This window comes from Micromonospora sp. WMMD1082 (genome assembly GCF_029626175.1).
Taxonomy (GTDB): Bacteria; Actinomycetota; Actinomycetes; order Mycobacteriales; family Micromonosporaceae; genus Micromonospora.
Genome location: NZ_JARUBM010000002.1, coordinates 2947475 through 2968248 on the forward strand (window position 1 = coordinate 2947475; position 20774 = coordinate 2968248).

Annotated in this window: 25 protein-coding genes and 3 tRNA genes; 13 read left to right on the forward strand and 15 right to left on the reverse strand. The window is 72.2% G+C overall.

Annotation, left to right across the window (positions count from 1 at the left end; all coding sequences use genetic code 11):
• Positions 1 to 23: 23 nt before the first annotated feature.
• Together amcB and amcA are read left to right on the forward strand one after the other, a co-directional pair.
• Positions 24 to 1127, forward strand: coding sequence for a cyclophane-forming radical SAM peptide maturase AmcB (amcB, locus tag O7615_RS13565; RefSeq protein ID WP_347405125.1), 1104 nt, complete (start codon positions 24 to 26; stop codon positions 1125 to 1127).
• Positions 1096 to 1332, forward strand: coding sequence for a multiple cyclophane-containing RiPP AmcA (gene amcA / locus O7615_RS13570; RefSeq protein WP_278177871.1), 237 nt, complete (start codon positions 1096 to 1098; stop codon positions 1330 to 1332). The genes amcB and amcA overlap by 32 nt, the downstream gene beginning before the upstream one ends.
• A 146-nt stretch (positions 1333 to 1478) precedes the next feature.
• On the opposite strand, the gene O7615_RS13575 is transcribed toward amcA, so the two are convergent.
• Entirely contained in the window at positions 1479 to 1691 is a 213-nt protein-coding gene (locus tag O7615_RS13575; RefSeq protein ID WP_278177872.1) for a DUF3073 domain-containing protein, read from the reverse strand.
• Between the two features lie 296 nt (positions 1692 to 1987).
• Positions 1988 to 3070, reverse strand: coding sequence for a Glu/Leu/Phe/Val dehydrogenase dimerization domain-containing protein (locus tag O7615_RS13580; RefSeq protein ID WP_278177873.1), 1083 nt, complete (start codon positions 3068 to 3070; stop codon positions 1988 to 1990).
• A 238-nt stretch (positions 3071 to 3308) separates the two neighbouring features.
• Here O7615_RS13580 and O7615_RS13585 point away from each other — a divergent pair, with 238 nt between their 5' ends.
• Both O7615_RS13585 and O7615_RS13590 read left to right on the forward strand, forming a co-directional pair.
• Positions 3309 to 4148, forward strand: a complete 840-nt coding sequence (locus O7615_RS13585; RefSeq protein WP_278177874.1) for a hypothetical protein — start codon at positions 3309 to 3311, stop codon at positions 4146 to 4148.
• Between the two features lie 252 nt (positions 4149 to 4400).
• Positions 4401 to 4610: a BldC family transcriptional regulator gene (locus O7615_RS13590; RefSeq protein WP_007073996.1), complete on the forward strand. Its 210-nt coding sequence runs from the start codon at positions 4401 to 4403 to the stop codon at positions 4608 to 4610.
• 114 nt (positions 4611 to 4724) lie between these two features.
• Here the strand turns inward: O7615_RS13590 and O7615_RS13595 are convergent, their stop codons facing one another.
• Positions 4725 to 5105 carry a PPOX class F420-dependent oxidoreductase gene (locus O7615_RS13595; protein ID WP_278177875.1) on the reverse strand — a complete coding sequence of 127 codons (381 nt, stop codon included), beginning with the start codon at positions 5103 to 5105 and terminating at the stop codon, positions 4725 to 4727.
• Between the two features lie 54 nt (positions 5106 to 5159).
• On the opposite strand from O7615_RS13595, the gene O7615_RS13600 reads away from it, so the two are divergent.
• Positions 5160 to 5936 (forward strand): methyltransferase domain-containing protein, encoded by a 777-nt coding sequence (locus O7615_RS13600; RefSeq protein ID WP_278177876.1) that lies wholly within the window; start codon positions 5160 to 5162, stop codon positions 5934 to 5936.
• 45 nt (positions 5937 to 5981) lie between these two features.
• On the opposite strand, the gene O7615_RS13605 is transcribed toward O7615_RS13600, so the two are convergent.
• The gene (locus tag O7615_RS13605) at positions 5982 to 6278 is read right to left on the reverse strand and encodes a hypothetical protein (RefSeq protein ID WP_278177877.1); all 297 of its coding nucleotides are present in this window, start codon (positions 6276 to 6278) and stop codon (positions 5982 to 5984) included.
• A 192-nt stretch (positions 6279 to 6470) separates the two neighbouring features.
• On the opposite strand from O7615_RS13605, the gene O7615_RS13610 reads away from it, so the two are divergent.
• Both O7615_RS13610 and O7615_RS13615 read left to right on the forward strand, forming a co-directional pair.
• Positions 6471 to 7361, forward strand: a complete 891-nt coding sequence (locus O7615_RS13610) for a 3-hydroxyacyl-CoA dehydrogenase family protein (protein WP_278177878.1) — start codon at positions 6471 to 6473, stop codon at positions 7359 to 7361.
• A complete protein-coding gene (locus tag O7615_RS13615; RefSeq protein ID WP_278177879.1) occupies positions 7358 to 8101 on the forward strand; it encodes an enoyl-CoA hydratase/isomerase family protein in 744 nt (247 codons plus the stop codon). Before O7615_RS13610 ends, O7615_RS13615 begins: the two co-directional genes overlap by 4 nt.
• A 60-nt stretch (positions 8102 to 8161) precedes the next feature.
• Here the strand turns inward: O7615_RS13615 and O7615_RS13620 are convergent, their stop codons facing one another.
• Positions 8162 to 9520, reverse strand: coding sequence for an ABC transporter substrate-binding protein (locus tag O7615_RS13620; RefSeq protein ID WP_278177880.1), 1359 nt, complete (start codon positions 9518 to 9520; stop codon positions 8162 to 8164).
• A 154-nt stretch (positions 9521 to 9674) separates the two neighbouring features.
• On the opposite strand from O7615_RS13620, the gene O7615_RS13625 reads away from it, so the two are divergent.
• Complete coding sequence (locus tag O7615_RS13625; RefSeq protein WP_278177881.1) at positions 9675 to 10064, forward strand: hypothetical protein; 390 nt, start codon at positions 9675 to 9677, stop codon at positions 10062 to 10064.
• A gap of 52 nt (positions 10065 to 10116) precedes the next feature.
• On the opposite strand, the gene O7615_RS13630 is transcribed toward O7615_RS13625, so the two are convergent.
• Complete coding sequence (locus tag O7615_RS13630) at positions 10117 to 10629, reverse strand: SRPBCC family protein (RefSeq protein ID WP_278177882.1); 513 nt, start codon at positions 10627 to 10629, stop codon at positions 10117 to 10119.
• 71 nt (positions 10630 to 10700) lie between these two features.
• Positions 10701 to 10928: a winged helix-turn-helix domain-containing protein gene (locus O7615_RS13635; protein WP_278177883.1), complete on the reverse strand. Its 228-nt coding sequence runs from the start codon at positions 10926 to 10928 to the stop codon at positions 10701 to 10703.
• Positions 10929 to 11133: 205 nt separating this feature from the next.
• Between O7615_RS13635 and O7615_RS13640 the strand changes: the two genes are divergently transcribed.
• The 3 genes from O7615_RS13640 (at position 11134) to O7615_RS13650 (ending at position 12189) form a co-directional block, all read left to right on the forward strand.
• A complete protein-coding gene (locus O7615_RS13640) occupies positions 11134 to 11277 on the forward strand; it encodes a hypothetical protein (RefSeq protein WP_278177884.1) in 144 nt (47 codons plus the stop codon).
• Positions 11274 to 11480: a hypothetical protein gene (locus tag O7615_RS13645; RefSeq protein WP_278177885.1), complete on the forward strand. Its 207-nt coding sequence runs from the start codon at positions 11274 to 11276 to the stop codon at positions 11478 to 11480. Before O7615_RS13640 ends, O7615_RS13645 begins: the two co-directional genes overlap by 4 nt.
• A 262-nt stretch (positions 11481 to 11742) precedes the next feature.
• Positions 11743 to 12189, forward strand: coding sequence for a hypothetical protein (locus O7615_RS13650; RefSeq protein ID WP_278177886.1), 447 nt, complete (start codon positions 11743 to 11745; stop codon positions 12187 to 12189).
• Between the two features lie 264 nt (positions 12190 to 12453).
• On the opposite strand, the gene O7615_RS13655 is transcribed toward O7615_RS13650, so the two are convergent.
• The 8 genes from O7615_RS13655 to O7615_RS13690 form a co-directional block, all read right to left on the reverse strand.
• Positions 12454 to 12527 (reverse strand) — tRNA-Phe (locus O7615_RS13655).
• A gap of 103 nt (positions 12528 to 12630) precedes the next feature.
• Positions 12631 to 12704, reverse strand: a tRNA-Asp gene (locus O7615_RS13660).
• A 34-nt stretch (positions 12705 to 12738) separates the two neighbouring features.
• Positions 12739 to 12811: transfer RNA gene (locus O7615_RS13665), tRNA-Glu, on the reverse strand.
• Positions 12812 to 12965: 154 nt separating this feature from the next.
• Entirely contained in the window at positions 12966 to 13751 is a 786-nt protein-coding gene (locus O7615_RS13670) for a polysaccharide deacetylase family protein (protein WP_278177887.1), read from the reverse strand.
• A 132-nt stretch (positions 13752 to 13883) separates the two neighbouring features.
• Complete coding sequence (locus tag O7615_RS13675; RefSeq protein ID WP_278177888.1) at positions 13884 to 14813, reverse strand: MerR family transcriptional regulator; 930 nt, start codon at positions 14811 to 14813, stop codon at positions 13884 to 13886.
• Complete coding sequence (gene idi / locus O7615_RS13680) at positions 14803 to 15393, reverse strand: isopentenyl-diphosphate Delta-isomerase (protein WP_278177889.1); 591 nt, start codon at positions 15391 to 15393, stop codon at positions 14803 to 14805. Before idi ends, O7615_RS13675 begins: the two co-directional genes overlap by 11 nt.
• Before the next feature lie 55 nt (positions 15394 to 15448).
• Entirely contained in the window at positions 15449 to 16969 is a 1521-nt protein-coding gene (gene crtI / locus O7615_RS13685; RefSeq protein WP_278177890.1) for a phytoene desaturase family protein, read from the reverse strand.
• A gap of 30 nt (positions 16970 to 16999) precedes the next feature.
• Positions 17000 to 18154 carry a polyprenyl synthetase family protein gene (locus O7615_RS13690; protein ID WP_278177891.1) on the reverse strand — a complete coding sequence of 385 codons (1155 nt, stop codon included), beginning with the start codon at positions 18152 to 18154 and terminating at the stop codon, positions 17000 to 17002.
• A gap of 64 nt (positions 18155 to 18218) precedes the next feature.
• On the opposite strand from O7615_RS13690, the gene O7615_RS13695 reads away from it, so the two are divergent.
• Together O7615_RS13695 and O7615_RS13700 are read left to right on the forward strand one after the other, a co-directional pair.
• Positions 18219 to 19130: a phytoene/squalene synthase family protein gene (locus O7615_RS13695; protein WP_278177892.1), complete on the forward strand. Its 912-nt coding sequence runs from the start codon at positions 18219 to 18221 to the stop codon at positions 19128 to 19130.
• Between the two features lie 134 nt (positions 19131 to 19264).
• Entirely contained in the window at positions 19265 to 20740 is a 1476-nt protein-coding gene (locus O7615_RS13700; RefSeq protein WP_278182092.1) for an NAD(P)/FAD-dependent oxidoreductase, read from the forward strand.
• The last annotated feature ends 34 nt before the right edge of the window (positions 20741 to 20774 follow it).

Sequence of the window (20774 nt, forward strand, 5' to 3'; positions counted from 1 at the left end):
CGCGGGGACGGTCATTGCGCGGGATGCGGGGCCTGGCCACCGTCCCGTCGTACGTCGTGATGCAGCCCACCACCCTCTGCAACCTCGACTGCGCATACTGCTATCTGCCGTTTCGGGCGGCGGATCGGCGGATGCCGAGCGCGGTGGCCGAGGCGGTGGCCGCCTCGGTGAACCGCTGGGCGTCGGCGGGACGGTTCTCGGTGGTCTGGCACGGCGGCGAACCGCTGGCCGCCGGCCGGGACCAGTTGGCCGCGCTGATGGCACCCTTCGGGGCCGAGGTGGAGCACCACGTCCAGACCAACGCCACGCTGATCGACGACGCGTGGTGCGAGTTCTTCGCCGCGCACCGGATGCGGGTGAGCGTGAGCGTGGACGGGCCTCGGGAGCGCAACGGCGAGCGGGTCACCCGGGCGGGCCGGCCGGCGTACGACCGGATCGTCCGTGGGGTGGCGGCGCTGCGCCGGCACGGGCTGCCCTTCTCGGCGCTCGCCGTGGTCAACGACCCGTCGCCGGGCCGGGCGACGGAGCTGTACGACTACTTCCTCGGCCTCGGCTGCGAGGTGCTCGGCGTGAACATCGAGGAGACCGAGGGGGTCAACACCCGCGACAACGCGCACGAGGCCCCGGCCGTGACCGGGTTCTGGGCCGAGCTGGTCGCGGCCTGGCGGCGTGATCCCCGGATCCATCTGCGGGAGGTCGAGTGGTCACTGCGGTACGCCGCGGCGGTGCTGGACGGCACGGCGCACGACCTGCTGCCCGGCCGGCTCGACCCGATCCCGACCGTGGCGTACGACGGCTCGGTCGTGGTGCTCTCGCCCGAACTGGCCGGCTTCACCGATGCCCGCTACGGCGACTTCTCCAGTGGGAACGTGCTCACGACCCCGTTGCACACGATCCTGGCCGACGCGCAGCACACGACCTGGGTCGGCGAGTTCATGGACGGCGTGGAGGCCTGCCGCTCCTCCTGCCCGTACTTCGGATTCTGTGGTGGCGGCCACGCGGCCAACCGCTACTTCGAGCTGGGGCGTTTTGACGGTACGGAGACCGAGCACTGCCGCAACAGCAAGATCCGCCTACTGGAGGGAGTGTTGGATCATGCCCGAGACCACCAGTCACCGGGAGCCTGAGACCGTGACGGGAGGCGGGCCCGACCGGGTCGCCGACCGGGTGCGCGAGGCCGCTGCAGGGCTCACCGCCCTGCTCCACGAGGCCGAGGTCGCGCGCCAGCTGCGGGCGGAGGTGGCGGGTGGCGACGGCGCCAGTGCGGTCTGCGCCTGGAACCACTTCGAGAACATCCCGACGTTCTACAACTGGAACAACCGTCCGCGCTGACGAATCGGTACCGAGGGCCCGCCACACCGCCGGAGCATCGTCCGGGCGTGGCGGGCCCTTGGCTCGCCGGGTGTTGACACTGCCGCCCTGGCGGGCACATGCGTGAGCACGCGGGGAGTTACCGCGTGCTCAGATGTGACCGAGGGTCAGCGGGTCGGACGGACCCAGTTGTCCGGGTCGTCCTCGGCGGGGTCCTCGTCATCGTCGACGTACTCTTTGTAGTCGTCGTCGAAGTTGCGGTCCGACTTGCCGCTGCCGCCGAGTTCTCGCTGCAAGGCGGCGAGGTCGGTGTTCGGGGAGTGGTACTTCAGCTCCCGGGCCACCTTTGTCTGCTTGGCCTTAGCACGGCCGCGCCCCATGGCTCGACCCCCTCGCACAGAATGCGGGGCAGCCCGAAGGCGGGCCCCGATGACGTCAGGCATCTCTCGTGGCTCTTACGGTACATGGGGATGCCACCGTTCGGCACCTCGGGTTACCGTCGACCGCAACCGCGCGTCGCGGTCGTGAGGTCGTCACCCATTGTACCCGGTAAGGAGCGAGGCCGGGAACGGTCGTGACACAGGGCTAATTCCTCATGAACGCGTCGTAAACTCATCTTAGCCGGGCATAACCGCCGAGGGCCGGACCAATCCGGCCCGCCCCCGGCGGCGTGTCGTCAGCGCAGGTGGATGGCGCGCAGCCGGCCGATCTCGGCCATCCGCCGCTCGGCCAGCCGGTCGGCGGCCACGGCCGGCGGGACGCCGTCGGCGTCGGCGAGCCGGAGGATCTCCCGCGTGGTGTCGAAGATCCGGGTGGCCCGCAGCTTCGCCCGATCGAAGTCGAAGCCCTCGATCTCGTCCGAGACCTGGATCACACCGCCGGCGTTCACCACGTAGTCCGGTGCGTAGAGGATGCCCCGGTCGGCGAGCAGCTTCTCGACGCCGGAGTGGGCGAGCTGGTTGTTGGCCGCCCCGGCGACCACCTTCGCCCGCAGGGTCGCCACCGTGTCGTCGTCCAGCGCGCCGCCGAGGGCGCACGGGGCGTACACGTCGATGTCGGCCGCGACCAGTGCGGTCGCGTCGTCGACCAGCGTGACCTGAGGATGCGTGGTACGCGCCCAGTCCAGTGCCCGTGGGCTGACGTCGGTGGCCACCACCTCGGCGCCGTCCTCCAGCAGGTGGCCGACCAGGTACTTGCCGACCTTGCCCAGCCCGGCCACGCCGACCCGCTTGCCGTGCAGCGTCGGCACACCCCAGACGTGCTCGGCCGCCGCCCGCATGCCCTGGAACACGCCCCAGGCGGTGAGGACCGAGGAGTCACCCGCGCCGCCGTGCTCGACGCTGCGGCCGGTGACGTAGCGCGTCTCGCGGGCGATCACGTCCATGTCCGGTACGTACGTGCCGACGTCGCAGGCGGTGTAGTACCGACCGCCCAGCGACTCCACGAAGCGGCCGTACGCGCGCAACAGCGCCTCGCTCTTGACCTGCTCGGGGTCGCCCCAGATGACCGCCTTGCCGCCGCCCAGGTCCAGCCCGGCGAGGGCGTTCTTGTAGGCCATGCCGCGGGAGAGGTCCAGCACGTCGGCGAGGGCGTCCGCCTCGCTGGCGTACGGGTAGAAACGCGTACCGCCGAGCGCGGGGCCCAGCGCGGTGGAGTAGATGCCGATGATCGCCTTCAGGCCGGTCTGCTTGTCCTGGCAGAACACGACCTGCTCGTGGCCCGTGGACTCCGGGTCGTCCGTGGTGGCGAATACGCCCATGACTGGCTCCTGTGTCGGCGGGCGCCCTTGTGGGGCGCGGACCTGGTCAACGCCGGCGGGGATGCTGCCGGTGGTGCGAGCCTAGTATCGGTCCGCGTCGGGCTGCCGGCCCCGCCGTCGCCGTCCCGCCCTCCGGGCAGCCCCGACGCGTCGCGCGTGCGCCGCGGGCGCGCCGCGCCACCGCGATCGGAGTGACGCCGAGCAACGCTCGGCTTGCGGTTCGTGGGAGGATCGCGCCGTGCCGTCGCTCTTCGCCTCATACCTGCGCGTGTACGAGCCGCTGACCGCCTTTCACCGGGACCGCCAGTCCTACTGGCGGCGCTACGTCGAGCAGGGGCGGGCGGTGGCCCCGGTGGAGGGGCCCGGTCGGCAGCGGACCTCGGTCATCGAGGCGCTCGGTGCCGGGTGGACGCGGCTGCCCGATCTGCCGGACGAGGCGTACGTGCTGGAGACCGACGAGACCCTGCTGGTGTGCCCGTGGAACCTGCGTATCCGGGTGGCCGAGGCGGCGTTGAGCGCGCGGGACGGCGTGCCGCCGGTGCTGGCGGACGCCTTCGTTCCGCCGGTGTTGGCGGGGCAGGCCAAAGCGGTGGTGGAGGACTGGCGCAGCGGGGCCCGGGTGCTGGAGCACGGCGTGCCCCGGGTACACGAGCAGATCGCGACCTGGGGCGTACCGCTGCGCTGGTTCGTGCTCTTCGAGGCGCAGGAGCGCAACCACGTGACCGCGCCCGATCGCCGGTCGCTGCGCTTCCGGACGGAGATCTCCAAGGCCCGGCGCCGGTCGTCGCGGGCGCTGGCGGTGCTCCGTAAGTCGGTCGGCGACGCGCCGATCACCGAGGCGGTCGAGGAGGCCGCCCGCTGGCTGGAGGAGTTCCACCCGCGTTCGGTGGTCGAGCTGGACTACGGCGGGCTGGTCGAGCTGCTCCCGGACGAGACGCTGGCCGAGGACGACTCGCCGGAGCTGGTCGCGGCGGGCCTCGCCGGGCTGTCCAGGGGCGAGGCGGAGGAGGCCTCGGAGGCGTACGACAAACTGGTCGCCCGGTGGCGCGCGGTGCAACTTCTGGAGCGGTGCAACTAGCCCTCAATCATCCCATTGTCGAGGTACAACGCGAAGCTGGTTCGTAGTTGACGCATCACGAACCGTGATCATGAGTCCGAATAAGGTAGCTTCTGGGGTGTAAAGGTTGTATAAATCGGGCATGGTTCATCCGTCCGTCTAGGGACGTTCGGCCGTTCGGCCCATGTCGGACATCGGGGACTAGCCGGACCATGGGAGACGCGTCGGCCGGCGGGACCCCGGCCGATGTCTATCCATGTGGAGGAGTGACCGATGGCATCGCGAACGCATGAACCAGAGCCGCTACTCACACCGGCCGAGGTGGCGTCGATGTTCCGTGTCGACCCGAAGACGGTGACCCGCTGGGCGAAGGCGGGCAAGCTGAGCGCCATCCGGACTCTCGGCGGCCACCGCCGTTACCGCGAGTCTGAGGTCAGGGCGTTGCTACAGGGGCAGATCCCGCAGCAGCGCCAGGGGGATTGACCGACCGGTTAGAAAGCTCAGATAGCAAGCCTCACCGAGGGCGGCGGGATCGTTTCCGCCGCCCTTTGTCGTGCCCCGGGCGCCCCGGCACCCAGCTGCCGGTGCAGGGCCGGTTCACTCGGCCAGCTCGACCCGGATCCCCACCGTGCCGCCCTCGCCCCGGCGCAGCCGGCTGCCGAGCAGGGCCAGCCGGCCGATCACCCGGTATTTCTGCTTGATCAGCCCACGAATGCGGTTGGTCGTGCCGGGATCGTAGAGGCTTGCCCGGGCCGGCACCGCCTCGCCGTGCGGCCGGCCGCGTACGTCGCACGGGGCCACCGTGACGTCTCCGCTGCGGCGGATCCGTTTCACCTTGCCGGCGTCGGCCGTCGACCACACCGCCAGGGCGTCGCCGTCGCGGACCGCCCAGACCGGGGTCGGCACGGCGCGACCGTCCTTGCGGAATGTCGTCAAGAGGAGGTATTTCTCTGCCGCGAGGCGGTCCAACGTGGTCACCCCACCAGGATACGGGCGCTGCGGCTGACTGAGCAGCCCGATAGCGTGAGGGATGTGACGGGGGAACCACGGATCGGTGACGTCTTCGGGGAGCTGCTGCGCGACGCGCTGGCCGTGGCGACCGGCATCGGCCCCCGCCCGCTGGCCGGGGGGCGCCTGCCCCGCCCGGTCATCGAGATCATCGAGCGGGACGACGGGCTGGTCAACGGCGCGCCGGCCGCGCACTACCTCGACGGGCCGCAGGACTGGCAACCGCACGACCATAGGGCGGTGGACCGGGTGCGCGGCGCGACCCTGGACATCGGTGTCGGAGGCGGGCGGATCGCGCTGCTGCTCCAGGAGCGCGGCGTGCCGGTCACCGGGCTGGACATCTCGCCCGGTGCGCTGCAGGTATGCCGGCGCCGGGGCGTACGCGACCTCGCGCACGGCACGGTCGACGAGCACGTCGCGAGCGGGCGGCGGTACGACACCTTCCTGCTGCTCGGCAACAACCTGGGCCTGATCGAGGGGCGGGACCGGGCACCCGCCTTCCTCGCCGCGCTGGCCGCGCTCGCCCGCCCCGGTGCGCAGGTGATCGCCCACGGCACCGATCCGTACGGCACCCGTGACCCGGTGCACACCGGCTACCACGAGCGGAACCGGCGGCGGGGTCGCCTCGGCGGGCAGCTGCGGCTGCGGCTGCGCTACCGCGAGCTGGGCACATCCTGGTTCGACTACCTGGTCTGCTCACCGACCGAGCTGGGCGAGCTGGTCCACGGCTCGGCCTGGCGGCTGACCGACGTGGACGACCGCGACGCCCCGTACTATCTCGCCACCCTGCGGCTGGCCTGAGCCGGCGGCAGGGTGGCGAGTGGCTGCGGTCCGCAGCCCTACCTCTCAGACCTGAAGGGTGGGCGGGAGCTGCTCCGGGGGAAGCCCGCCGTCGCCGGTGACGACCTCCGTGGGCTGGCCGCTCTCGTCAAGGTCGACCATGGTCACGTCGACCTTGCCGTCCCCGTCGGTGTCGAACTGGAACAGGTCGGCCTTGCCGTCACCGTCGGTGTCGACCACCCAGACGTCGGGACGGCCGTCGCTGTTGGTGTCGGCGCGCAGCAGCTCGATGCGTTCGTCGCCGCGCGTCTCGATCGTCCCCTCGGTGCTCGCGCCGTCCACGGTCTCCGGTGCCTGGCTCATCTGCTCGTCCTTCCCTCGGTTGTCGGCGGTCTGTACCCGATCCCGCCCGCCCCCACGCCTCGGGCAGGTCCGGTGCTGCATAGAGTCGCTGGATGACTGAGCGGAGCATAGAGGCTGGCTCCGGCGTGGCGGCGATCCCGCGTGCCGGCGGCGTCAACGAGCGACTCACCGTCACCGTGCGGTGGTGCCGCGATGACTGAACGGTTCGTGGTGGTGGGGGGCGGCACGATGGGCCTCGGTATCGCGTACGTGGCGGCCGGCAGCGGTCACGCGGTGGAGCTGGTCGAGGTCGACCGGGAACGCGGCGACGCGGCGGTACGCCGGCTCGCCCAGCTCTGGGAGCGGGCCGTGCAGCGCGGTCGGCTCACCGCCGAGCAGGCCGCCGCCAACCGCGCGCTGATCACCCTGCGGGCGGGGCTCGCCGAGGTCGCCGAGGCGCCGGACGTGATCGTGGAGGCGGTACCGGAACGACCCGACCTCAAGCGGGCCGTGCTGGCCGAGGCGGAGGCGCTGCGACCGGCGCTGCTGGGCAGCAACACCTCCAGCATCCCGATCGCCGAACTCGCGGCGGAGCTGGCGCGTCCGGAGCGCTTCTGCGGGCTGCACTTCTTCAACCCGGTCTGGGCGATGGCGCTGCTGGAGATCGTGGTCGGGCCGGCCACCGCGCCGGGGACCACGGACGCGGCCGTCGCGCTCGCCGGCCGGCTGGGCAAGGACCCCGTCGTGGTACGCGACATGCCGGGCTTCGCCACGTCGCGGCTCGGCGTGACCCTCGGACTGGAGGCGATCCGGATGCTCGCCGACGGGGTGGCCAGCCCCGCCGACATCGACAAGGCAATGGTGCTCGGCTACCGGCACCCCGTCGGGCCGCTGGAACTGACCGACCTGGTCGGCCTGGACGTGCGGCTCGACATCGCGCGCACCCTCCAGGCCGCGTACGGGGACCGGTTCGCCCCGCCACCGCTGCTGGTGGAACTGGTCGCCGCCGGCCGGCTGGGCAAGAAGTCCGGGCACGGCTTCTACCGGTGGACCGACGGCGTCCGCTCGGACGGCACCGGGCCGGCGGCGGGGGCGGCACGATGAGCGGGCTGCGCGTCGAGGAGCGGCCGGACCGGCTGGTGGTCACGCTGGACCGGCCGGAGAAGCGCAACGCCATCGACACCGATCTGATCGCCGCGCTGCACGAGGTCTGCGCCGAACTGGAGGCCCGCCCCCGGATGCTGCTGCTGACCGGCGGCACCGACGGGATCTTCGCCGGCGGTGCCGACATCGCCCAGCTGCGCGAGCGGGGCCGGTTGGACGCGCTGGCCGCGATCAACTCGGCGGCCTTCGCCCGGATCCGGGCGCTGCCGATGCCGACCGTGGCGGCGATCGACGGCCCGGCGCTGGGCGGCGGCGCCGAGTTGGCGTACGCCTGCGATCTTCGGGTCTGCTCGGCGCGGGCGGTCTTCGGCCAGCCGGAGGTGCGGCTCGGCATCCTGGCCGGCGCCGGCGCGACCCACCGGCTGCCGGCGCTGGTCGGCGAGACCATCGCCAAGGAGCTGTTGTTCACCGGCCGACGGGTGGACGCCGCGGAGGCGCTGCGGATCGGGCTGGTCAACCGGGTGGTGGCGACCCCGGACGAGCTGATGCCCGCCGCGCACGGCCTGATCGACGAGATGGCCAAGGGTTCGGCGCTGGCGCTGCGGCTGACCAAACTCGCCGTCGACGCCCCGGCCGCCGCCCATCCGCACCTGGACCTGGTCAGTCAGGCGGTGCTCTTCACCGACGAGGAGAAGCACCGCCGGATGACCGAGTTCCTCCAGCGGCGGCGCGGGAGCTGAGGCGTCAGGAAACCGCGACGGCCGCACCGGGTCCGGTGCGGCCGTCGGCGTCGGGTGGGGTCAGCGGGCCAGCGCCGCCAGCGGCACCTCGGCGTCGGCGAGCGCCCGGATCACCGCGGCGGACTCGCCGAAGCCGATGATCAGCACCGCGTCGGCACCGAAGTCCTTGATCTGCTTCGCGCCGTCGCTGAAGTTGATCGGCGCGGCCTCGGCGTCCTCCCCGGGCTCATAGCCGAGCAGCTTCACCTTGTCACCACCGAAACCGGCCCGCTCCAGCTCCCCCCGGACGATGTCCTGGAGGCCCTCGCCGTAGGAGTCCTGACGCGCCACGATGGCGATCTTCTGCGGGCCGTCCCGCAGGATCACGTCGGCCAGCGCGCGCCCCTGGAGGCCGTCCGGCGGGGCCGTACGGAAGTAGAGACCCTTGTCGTCCGCCGTGGTCAGGCTCGCGGCGGTGTTCGACGGGGAGAACAGGACAATGCCCGCCTTCACCACGTCGGGCAGCACGGCGGTGGAGATCCCGGAGCCGCCGGCACCGATGATCACGTGGACCCCGGCCTCGATGTGACTGGCCACCGTCGCCTTGGCGACCGTGGGGTTGGTGCCGTCGTCGCCGTCGATCCAGACCACGTCCTCGCCCAGCACGCCGCCGGCCGCGTTGATCTCCTTGATCGCCAGCGCCGCACCGGCCGCCATCGGTGGGTTGGCCAGCGCCAGGTCACCGGTCTTGGGCAGCAGGCCGCCCAGCACGAGCGGGGCGCCGCTCTCCGGATCGGTGAAGGTGCCGGACTGCGGCCTACCCGCCGGCGGCTTCTTGGTGCTGGCCGCGTTGTCGTCACCGGCGCCGACGAACTCCATCTTGGCCTCGTTGAGCTGCTGGCCGTCGAAGTGAAGCGTGGCGTAACTGGCGGTGGCCGGCTCGCCCGCGTCGGTGAAGCCGGCCCGGGTGATCGAGGCGCTGCGGTACTCGATGTCGGTTCCCTCGCGGGCCAGGCGCAGGCACTGGTTCACCGTGGCGCAGCGGGTGCCACCGTTGGTGACGCCGACGATCTGCTTGGCGATGGCCGCGGAATCGGTCGTCCCGGCGAGCTGCGCCGCGAGCGCGCTGATCACCACCGCGTCGTACGCCTCGGCGGCGTAGAGGTAGTCGCTCAGCCTCGGGTCCACGGACCGTAGCCGGTTCTTGAAGTCCTCCGGCAGCGGGGTGAGCGGCGTGGTGCCCTTCATCCCGTCGACCAGGCCGGCACGGTCCTCCAACTCGTCCGGGTACGAGTTGAGCATGTTGCCGTCCGTGCCGTAGAGACGCACCTGTTGGGCGGTAGCCTCCTCGGGCTGGTCATCCCCGCATGCGCTGGTGGCGAGCAGGACCGTGGCGCAGACAGCCAGGATGGCCGTCCGCGAGCCGCGTGACATGTGCATGGTCGTCCTTCCTCGGGCGAAGGTCCGCTGCGCAGACTAGCGTGCCGCGCTGGGCTGCGGGACCGTGGAGGTCGGTCTATCCGCAGGTCGCCTCCACCATGTGCGGAGAGTAACCAACGAGGGCTCCTTGACCGGCACCCCTACTGTGCGGTGGGTGACCGACTCGCCACAGCAGATGTTCGCCGATGCCGCCGCCATCCTCAGCTCGGCGCTCGACGGAGACCCCGACGCCGTGGTGGGGACCTTCGACGCGGTCGTCGACCGGGCCGGCCTCGCCGGGGCGTACGACGTGGCGTGGTGCCTGGCCGCGACGATGGTCGGCGATCCAGTGCCGCCGGGGGCGTGTGCGCTCGACTTCCCCGACATCGAGCAGGCCGGGTACGACGCCCGCTGGGTGGCCCGCTTCGTCAGCGCGTACGCCAACGCCGACCTCGACACCGCGCGGGCGCTCTTCGGTGCGGCGGCCGCCGACGGGCTGCTGCCGGAATGCCTGCTGACCCTGGCCGGCTCGACCGTGGCGACGCTGCGGCATCGGGCCGCCTGACCGTTCCCGCCGGTCGCGCTGCGTGCCCCCCGCGAGGCGGCAACGCGCGTGCTCATGACGCCTGGTGGACCAGCGTCGCCGCGTAGCGGGAGAGCAGTTCGTGCCAGCCGGCGGTCAGCGCCTGCCGGTAGCCCTCCGCGGCGGCGCCGTGCCGGTCGAAGTGCCGGTGCGCGACCTCGACCAGGGTGCCGGGATCGCTCGGGGTGAACAGCACCTCGACCTCGCTGGCCAGTGCCGGGTCGGGCACCGGCGCGCGGTCCGCGCCGATCTGCCAGGTGAAGACCAGCCGGCGGGGCGGATCCCAGGTCAGCACCCGCCCCCAGTCGTTGCGGAAGCCGTAGGGGCCGATCTCGTAGAGCATCCCGCCGGCATGGGGCTCCATGCCCAACTCGGCCAGGAGCGTGGGCCCGGACCAGGTGTATTCCATCACCCACCAGTCGGCGAGCCGCTCGGTGAACACCTCGTACGCCTGCTCGGCGGACGCGGGGACGAGCAGGATGCTGCGGAGCGCGAACCGCTCGTGATCCTGCTGGATGTCGGTAGGATCGGCCATCCCCTGTCCCATAGGCCCGGACCATACCGGCTCATGCCCGGGTGTGCAGCTTCCGTCGATGCCCGCCCGTCTCGCCGGCTACCTCACGCCGGAGGTTTCGCGGCCACGAAGCTCCCCTTGCCCTGGTGAGTCTCGATCCAGCCCCGCTCATCGAGAATCCGCAGCGCGTAGCGGATCGGGGTCGTCGATGCCCGGTACTGGACGCAGAGGTCGGCGATGCTCGGGAGCTTGTCGCCGGGCTTCAGCTGCCCGTTCCGAATGGACGCGGTCACATCCTCAATTACCTGCTCATACACGGGACGCCTGGGCATGGTGTGGGGCCACCTCTCGTCAGCCCTCTGATCGTGACACGCCCGTTCGCACTCTGTGTATGCAGTGTTGACTCAGTATGCAGTGCATACTAAGTTTCGAGGTGGGCCTCTCGTCAGCAGCGGTGGCCCGGCCGGGGTGGGGGCGGTTCCCCCGTTGTCGCTCCCGCCTCGGCATCCGCACCCCTCCTACCTGCGGGAGGCACCGATGGCCGAGCATGTCGACGAGCAGTCCCCACCCGTACGCCCGGATCCGCCCGGCCCGCCGCGTGCCGATCTCCGGGAGCGGGCGCGGCTGATCGCGTGCCTCGCGGTGGTTGTCCTCGGCGTGCTGATCGGAGTCCTCCGGTGACCTCGATGTACGACCCCGCGAGCCCGTCCCTCCTCGCCGGCATGGCGTCGGTGATCGTCGAGCGACACCAGGACGGCGGTACCTGCCAGCAGTGCACGGCCGACGGCTGCACGCAACGTGCCTGGGCGGAGCCGATCCTGACCCAGTGGCGCGCCGAGCGCCGAGCGTGGATCGCCGAGCACGACCGACGATCCGGCCGCTAGCGGGAGTGCCATGGACCCTCCCGCACCCGGTCACTCACAGACCAGGCGGGCCGCACTCGCGCTCGGCGAGGAGGCCGACAACGCCGACATCATGGGGTGGGCACAGCTCAGGCATCTGCCCCCCCGCTTGCGATAGTTCGTCACCGTCGTCTGGACACCGAGGTACGCCGCCACATCCACTGCCCGCGACCCTTGGCAAGGATTCCCCTTCGGCGCAGGACACTAGGTGGCAACGGGTCAGCAAGGGAGGAGGATTGAGGGCATGGACGGCAGAAGGTCCAGCATCGTGACCTCGGCTGGAACACGCCTGGGGCGCGTCGCTTCGGTTGCGTTGTTGCTCGCCGCTGCCTACGGGATCGCGCTCGTTGTCGCGGGTTTCGTCGCCCCGGCCTATAACACGGCGACAACGTCGGCCTCCTCGGGTGAGACCACGCATGGGTCGGACACGATCGTGGGTGCGAACGGCATCGGCGCCGCGTTCGTACTCGGCGTGCCGCTGCTGGCGACTGTCCTTGTCGGGTGCGCGCTGTGGGTGCGCTCCGCCCCGTCCGCGTGGGCGTTGACCGGGCTTCTGGCTGTGCTCAATCTCCTGGCGATGGCGTCCATCGGTCTCTTCGTGCTTCCCGTCACTGCGGCCCTGGTAGTTGCCTGTAGCGCGCGCCGACGGCAGCCGAAGCAGCAGAACCCAGTCTCGGCGGAAACCCCCTGAGCTGGAGTCATTCCTCTGCAACCGAGATGGTCCGCCTGGTTCGCTGGCCGGGGACGAAGGGTGTAGCCGCAGGAAGTTACCGGAGCGGCGAGCATGATCGGCGGCAGCCTCGCGCCGTGCGATCTACGTGCGATGGGTGGCGGCGATCATCGGCCAGGAGGGGTCAAGCACGGGCAACAGCGATCGACGCGGCTGGGTACCAAAGCAAGATCCCCACCTGCGTTTCCGCTGGCGGGGACCTCTGTAGCCCGGCGAAAGGCTATGTGGCCAGGGGCGGGGTCGAACCGCCGACCTTCCGATTTTCAGTCGGACGCTCGTACCAACTGAGCTACCTGGCCGTGCTGCTCGGGCTCATGCTACCCGGCCTGCGGGATCGCCGCCCGGAGGGTCACATGCCCCGATACGCGGAACGCCGCGCGAGGTGCGCGGCGTCAGCGCTTGCGGTCCTGACGGGACTTGAACCCGCGACCTCCGCCTTGACAGGGCGGCGAGCACTCCAACTGCTCCACAGGACCTTGCTGATGGTGCATCCGGCCTTGAGCCGGACCGTGCCCCCAACGGGATTCGAACCCGTGCTACCGCCTTGAAAGGGCGGCGTCCTGGGCCGCTAGACGATGAGGGCGGCCCCGCCATCATTGCACACTCGCAACGTTGAACGGACTTGCTCCCATCCGGCCCCGCCGGAGGCTTCGAAAGCATACGTGATGTGGCACCGGTCGACAAAACCGGTATGGCCGTAGCCACAACGCCCCGAAGAAGACGAGGTCAGGACCGGTCTAGGCGAGTCTGGTGACGCCGTGGTCACGCTTCAGGCCGGCGATCAACTTCGGGCAGGCGGCGAGGGTGGCGGCCCGGTCACCGCCCCCGTCGTGCAGCAGGACCACCGCGCCGGGACGGGCGGCCCGCTTCACCCGCTTCTCGATGGTGGCCGCGGTCGGCTTGGCCCAGTCCTTCGGGTCGACCGTCCAATGCAGCGACCGCATGTCGAGCTGCTTGGCAACCTTCACCACCTCGGCGGTCCACCGGCCGCCGGGCTGCCGGTAGAACGGCACCTCCGCATCGGGCACCGCCCGCCGGATTTCCCGGGTCGTGCGGACCAGATCGGCGCGGATCTCGGCGACCGGACGCCGACCCAGATCGAGGTCATGGTTCCAGCTGTGGTTGCAGAGCTGATGGCCCTCCCGGACGATCCGCCGGACCAGCTCCGGGTGCTTGCGGACCTGCGTACCCACCACGCAGAAGGTGGCGGTGACCTTGGCCGCCTTCAGGCGGTCCAGCACCTTCGGCGTCCAGGCCGGGTCCGGGCCGTCATCGAAGGTGAGGGCGACCTTCCCGGTACCCGTGGTGCGGACCAGACCGGCCGGCAGCTTGGCCGGCAGTGGCCGCAGCGGCGGCACGGTGCGGGTCGGCGAGGGTGCGGGCGACGGCTCCGGCGGCAGGGCGGCCGACGGGGGCGGGCTGGACGGGCCGGCGGCCTCGGGCGGGCTGTCGCCCGCACCACAACCGGTGACGAGCAGGACAACCAGGCCCGTGAGGGACGCAAGCAGGGCACGATGGCGCATCGTTCGCTCCCGAGAAGGGGTTCGGGGTACGCGGACCCCCCGACGCTAGTTCACCCGATTTGGGTGGACCGACGGCGGGTCAGGATGCGAACGCCCTGCGTGTGGGCCGAGCGGTCAGGAAGCGGCGGGCGGTCAGGAGGCGGCCGGGCGGTCCACCGAATCCCGGACGGCGATGGCCAGCGAGACCGCTGCGGCCAGATCGGCCGGCCGGACCACCCCGGCGGGCAGTGTCTCGACCGGCCAGCCCGGCCCGGCCGCGAGCACCAGCAGCGGCCGGCGCGGCGCGGCGAGTACGGCGGTGAGTTGTGCCGGATCGGCGGTGGCCCGGGCGTGCGACCAGAGCACCACGACGGCCGGACCGGTCCGGTGGATCGCGTCGAGCAGCGCCGCCACCGGCACCCGGGCACCGAGCATCCGGTAGCTGACGCCCGCCTCGGACAGCGCCGCCGCCAGCGCCTCCAGCGGCAGGCTGTGCTGCTCCTCGTCGGTGCAGGAGAGCAGGATGCGGGGCGGCCCGTCGGTGGGGTGGGCCATGGCGGTCGCGGTGAGTGCCGCCGAGACGCACCGGGACAGCAGGTGCTCCACCTCGATGAGTACGCCGGTGGCGGCGTGCCGTTCACCGATGCCGGCGAGCACCGGACGCAGCAGCCGGTCCCAGGTGGCGATCACGCCGTCGGTGGCGATGGTCCGGGAGATCGTCTCGCCGATCGCCGCCGCGTCCAGTCGCATGGCGGCCCGGGCCAGACCACGGGCCGCCGGCCCCGCCCGACCGACCGGGATGGTCGTGCCGCCGCCGTCGCGGGACCGGGTGACGCCGGCGGTGGGGAGGGTGTCGGGTGCCTGCCGGGCCCAGCGGGCCGCCGCCGCAGGGCTGATCCCCTCGGCGGTGAGCCGCCGCATCACCTCCAGCCGGGCCAGGTCGGTGGGGGTGTAGCGCCGGTGGTGGCCCGGTACGTGCTGGCTCGGCCCCAGGCCGTACCGCTGATGCCAGGTGCGCAGGGTGGTCACCGCGACCCCCAGCCGCCGAGCGACGACGCCGGCGCTCAGCGCCTCATCGGCCACCCGACCGCTCCGACGCGTCGCCTGCGGGCAGCCCGGCCGGTTCCGGTGGGTGCAGCAGCCGGTCCAGCACGCCGCCGAGCCACGGCGCGTAGCCATCGGGGTCGCGTTCGATCGCGGTGGCCAGCTGATCCGGGTCCGCCCAGCGCAGCTCGGCGACCTCCGTCGGTTCCGGGTGCAACGGCCCGTCCGGGCGGAACTCGCCGCGCAGGACGTGGTCGTACTCGACCTCGATCCGCCCGGTGGCCGGATCCTCGGCACGGTAGACGTAGACGCCGACCTCGCGCAGCGGCACCGGGCCGACGCCCAGTTCCTCCGACAGCCGCCGGTTGGCGGCCTCGGCCAGTGCCTCACCTGGCTGTGGATGCCCGCAGCAGGAGTTGGCCCAGCGCAGCGGGAAGCGGGTCTTCGTCGCGGCGCGTCGCTGGAGCAGCACCCGACCGTCCGGCGCCACGAGCAGTACGGAGAACGCCCGGTGCAGCTGGCCGGGCGGCTGGTGGGCGTCGGCGACCGTGGCCTCGCCGACGGGTCGACCCGCGTCGTCGACCAGCTCGACCAGGTGGCCTTCCCGAGACTGCGGCATCAGCGCCATCCTTCGTTCGCGGCCACGGTGCTCCGCTGCGCCTCGCTGGTTGCGCTCACCGGCTCCTCCTCCCGGTGATCCGGCCTCCGCCGGCGGCCCGGCCGTCCCCGGTGATCCGGGCGGCGGCGAGCTTGCCGGAGATGAGCACCATCGGGACGCCGACGCCCGGCTGGGTGCCCGAGCCGACGAACACCACGTTGGCCAGTGACCGGTGCAGGTTGGACGGCCGGAACGGGCCGGTCTGGAACAGGGTGTGCGCGGAGGCGAACGGCGTGCCGGCCGCCATGCCCTGCTCGGCCCACTCTGCCGGGGTGACCGCCCGCAGCACGTCGATGCCCGCGCCGAAGCCGACGTATCCGCGTTGCTCAAGGGTGGTGACGAGCTGGTCGGCGTAGCGGGCGGTGAGGTCGCCGCGCCAGTCGAACGGCGCCCGGTCGAGGTGGGGCACCGGCGCCAGGACGTAGTAGGTGTGCCGGCCGGCGGGGGCCACCGCCGGATCCGTCCGGCTCGGGTTGGTGACCAGCAGGGACGGGTCGGACATCAGCTCCCCACGCCGGATGACCTCGTCGAACGTACGCTTCCAGGCCCGCCCGAAGTGGATGTTGTGGTGGGCGATGCGGCGATATTCCTGGGTCGAGCCGACGTGCAGGACGACGCAGGAGGGTGAGTAGGTCAGGCGGCGGGTACGGGTCGGCGGAAGCAGGTCGCGGTAGGCCACCGGCAGGTCGGGGTTGAGCACCACCGCGTCGGCGGGGACGAACTCGCCGTCCGCGGTCACTACCCCGGTGGCCCGGCCGTACGCGGTCTCCACCCGGGTCACCTCGGTGCCGTACCGGATCTTCACGCCGTGCTTCTCGGCGGCGCCCGCCAGCCCCCGCGAGACCGCGTGGACGCCGCCGCGCGGGAAGTAGACCCCGGCCACCGAGTCGAGATACGCGATGACCGCGTAGATGGCCAGCGCGTCGTGCGGGGCGAGGCCGGCGTACATCGCCTGGAAGGAGAAGATCCGCCGGGTGCGTGGGTCCCGGAAGAACTGGTCGATCTTGGTTTGCAGGCGCCGGAAGGCACCGGTGGCGAGCAGCTTGAGCAGGTTGGCGGTGAGCAGGTCGGTGGGCGCGTCGAGGTTGCGCTCGATGAAGTCGGCCCGCTCCAGCCGCCACAGGTTCCGGGCGAAGTCGACGAACCGCAGGTAGCCGTCGGCCTCCCGGGGGCCGCACACCCGGGAGACCTCCGCCGCCATCGCGGCGGTGTCGGTGATCACGTTGAGCGTGGACCCGTCCGGGTAGTGGGCGCGGTAGGCCGGATCCAGCGGTACCAGATCGAGCCAGTCGGTCAGCTCCTCGCCGACCGCGGCGAGCGCCTCGGCGATGAGGTCGGGCATGGTGAGCACGGTCGGGCCGGTGTCGAACTCGTAGCCGTCGACGCTGAGCCGACCGGCCCGCCCGCCCGGCACCGGTTCGCGTTCCAGCACGGTCACCTGCCGCCCGCTGCCGGCCAGGTGCAGCGCGCAGGCCAGACCGCCGAGGCCGGCCCCCACGACCACGACCCGATCCGTACGCCCGTCAACGGTCCGCACCGGTGACCACCTCTCTGTGCCGGGAGCCCATCATGCCGGCCGGTGGGTGGCTTCGATCGCGAGACCGACCAGCGCGGCACGGGAGGTCTCGTCGACCGCGACCGTGTCGAGCGCGGCCAGCGCGTCCTCGACCCGCTCGTCGATCATCCGCTCGATCCGCCCGACCGCGCCCGTGTCGACCACGACCTCGGCGAGCCGGGCGATCTCCGGTGCGCCGGCGCGGCGGTCGGTGCCGTCGAGCGCCCGCAGCTGCGCCGGGGTGGCCAGCTCCCGGGCCAGCATGAGCAGCGCGGTCGGCTTGCCGGTGCGCAGGTCGTCGCCGGCCGGCTTGCCGGTGGTGGTCGGATCGCCGTAGACGCCCAGCAGGTCGTCGCAGAGCTGGAACGCCTCGCCGACGGCCAGGCCGTAGCGGTTGTACGCGGTGGCCAGCGGGCTGTCGTCGCCGACGCCGGCGAGGCTGGCACCGAAGAGCAGTGGTCGCTGGACGGTGTAGCTGGCGGTCTTGTAACGGGCCACCCGGAGCGCCCGGTCGACCGACCAGTTCTCCGGATCGGTCTCGCCGAGGACGTCGAGGTACTGCCCGGCGACCGTCTCCACCCGCATCCGGTCGTAGCCGCGGCGCACCTCGACCAGCCGGTCGGCCGGGAGATCGGCTCGGGCCAGCAACTGGTCGGCCCAGACCATGCAGAGATCACCGATGAGCACTGCGACCGCCTCGCCGAAGCGGCCGGAGTCGCCGCTGCGACCGGCCGCCGCGTGCTGGGCGGCCACCGCCACGTGCGCGGTCGGTCGGCCCCGGCGGGTGGCGGAGGCGTCCATCACATCGTCGTGCACCAGCGCGAAGGTGTGCAGCAACTCCAGAGTGGCCAGCGCGGGCACCACCGGAGTGGCCGGCTCGCTGCCGCCGACCGCCCCACGCCATCCCCAGTAGGCGAACGTCGGCCGGACCCGCTTCCCGCCCGCCAGGACGCAGTCGCGCGCGGTCGCGGCGAAGCCGCCCATCGCCGCGTCGATCGAGGTCAGTGCGTCGACCTCGGCGGCCAGGAAGTCGGCCAGGGTCTCGTCGACGGCCGAGACGAGATCCCGGGTGTAGGCGGCCAGAACCTCCGCGATCGGGTCGTCGCCACCGACCGGCTGTTCAGGCACCACGCGAAGGAGGTTACCCGTTGGTCCGTCGCTGGCCATGCCGCCGAGCGTACCCTAATGTTGCAAGTTGCGTCGATTGGTGCGTCGATTAGGAGGAGGGCCGGTGGACCTGGATCTCGCCGCTGCCTACGAGAGGTGCCGTGAGCTGCACAGACGCCATGGCCGCACCTACTATCTCGCCACCCGACTGCTGCCCGCATGGAAACGGCGGCATGTGCACGCCCTCTACGGGTTCACTCGCTACGCCGACGAGATCGTCGACCAGACCGACGCCCTGCCGCCGGCCGAGCGCGCGGCGCGGCTCGATGACTGGGGTGGGCGGTTCGTCGCCGGGCTGCACGGCGAGCGGGTGACCGACCCGCTGCTCCCGGCGGTGCTGCACACCATCGCCGTCTTCGACCTCGACCGGGAGGACTTCGCCTCGTTCCTCAAGAGCATGGCGATGGACCTGACCGTCACGTCCTACCGCAGCTACGGTCACCTGCTGGACTACATGGAGGGCTCGGCCGCGGTCATCGGCACCATGATGCTGCCCGTCCTGGGCAGCTCCGACCCGGTGGCGGCCCGCGAGCCGGCCCGCCAGCTCGGCTTCGCGTTCCAGCTGACCAACTTCATCCGGGACGTCGGCGAGGATCTGGCCCGGGGCCGGACGTACCTGCCGGACGAGGACCTCGCCGCCTTCGGCGTGACCCGGGACGACCTGGCCGCCTGCCGCGTCGCCGGGCGGGCCACCGGGCCGGTGCGTGACCTGATCCGGTACGAGGTGACCCGCGCCCAGGCGCACTACGTCGCCGCCGCCCCCGGCGTCGTCCTGCTGGACGGCGCCTCGCAGTCCTGCATCCGCACCGCGTACCTGCTCTACGGCGGGATCCTCGACGAGGTGGCCGCCCAGGACTACGACGTCTTCGCCCGGCGGGCCACGGTGCCGCAGCGGCGTCGCCTGGGGGTGGCCGCCCGCGCCCTGCTCACCCCGGCCGGCAGCCCGGTCACCGTGCCGGGGCCGCGGCTGCGGTGAGCGGGCCCGGTCGCGGGTCGCCGGTGACCGGACCAGCTCGCGGTGCGTCCGGTCTGCGTGTCGGCCGCCGGATCCGCGCCGGAGGGTGGGGCTGGCTGGCCGGCGGACCGATGGTGCGCGATGCTGGCGGCATGGTGGAGCCGGAACGTGTGGACGTGGTGGTGCTCGGGCTCGGGGTCGGCGGCGAGGAGGTGGCCGGGCGGCTCGCCGAGGCCGGGTTGACCGTGGTCGGCGTCGAGCGGAACCTGGTCGGCGGGGAGTGCCCGTACTGGGGGTGCATTCCGAGCAAGATGATGATCCGGGCGGCGAACGCGGTCGCCGAGGCGCGCCGGGTCGACGGGCTGGGCGGCACCGCCCAGGTGAGCCCGGACTGGGCGCCGGTGGCGAAGCGGATCCGGGACGAGGCCACCGACGGATGGGACGACCGGGCCGCGGTGCAGCGGCTCACCGGCAAGGGTGGGCGCTTCGTGCGGGGCAGCGGCCGGGTCGACGGGCCGGGCCGGGTCCGGGTCGGTGACCGGGTCTTCCAGGCCCGGCACGGCATCGTGCTGGGCACCGGCACCCGCCCGTCGGTGCCACCGGTCGACGGTCTGGCGGACACCCCGTACTGGACGAACCGTGAGGCCATCGAGGTCGAGGAGCTGCCCGGATCGCTGCTGGTGCTGGGCGGCGGCGCGATCGGGCTGGAGTTGGCCCAGGTGTTCGCCCGGTTCGGCGTACGGGTCACCGTCGTCGAGGCGCTCGACCGGGTGCTGGCCGTCGAGGAACCGGAGGCGTCGGAGGCCGCCGCCGCCGCGCTGCGGGCGGACGGGGTGGAGATCCACACCGGGGTCAAGGCCGCCCGGGTCGCGCACGACGCCAGCGGCTTCACCCTGCGCGGCACCGACGGCGAGGAGTTCGCCGCCGAGCGGCTGCTGGTGGTCACCGGCCGCCGCGCCCACCTCGACGAGCTGGGGCTGGAGACGGTCGGCGTCGACGCGGGCGGGCGGTACCTCTCCGTCGACGACCGGATGCACGTGACCGACGGCATCTGGGCGGTCGGCGACGTGACCGGCGAGGGTGCCTTCACCCACATCGCCATGTACCAGGCGTCCATCGTCGTCGCCGACGTGCTCGACCACGCGCGACGGGCCGAGGGCGGCGCGGATCCGAGCGGCACCGCCAGCGTGGTCGGTGGCGCGGTCGGCGTGGCCAGCTCGCTGGCCACCACCGGGTCGAGCGGCTCGGCCGGCTCGGTGCCCCGCGCCGACTACCGGGCGCTGCCCCGGGTCACCTTCACCGATCCGGAGATCGGCGCGGTCGGCCTCACCGAGGAGCAGGCGCGCGAACGCGGCATCAACGTGCAGGTCGGCTTCACGCGGCTGTCGTCGTCCACCCGGGGGTGGATCCACCAGACCGACGAGGTCGGCTTCATCAAGCTGGTCGCCGACGCCGACCAGGGGGTGTTGGTCGGGGCCACCTCGGCCGGCCCGGCCGGGGGCGAGGTGCTGTCCGGTCTGGCCGTCGCCGTGCACGCGGCGGTCCCGCTGGCCCAGCTCCGCCACATGATCTACGCGTACCCGACCTTCCATCGGGCGATCTCCGACGCGCTGCGCAATCTCGGGCAGTGAAGTGACGGATAGCGTCAATCGACGACAGAAGGCT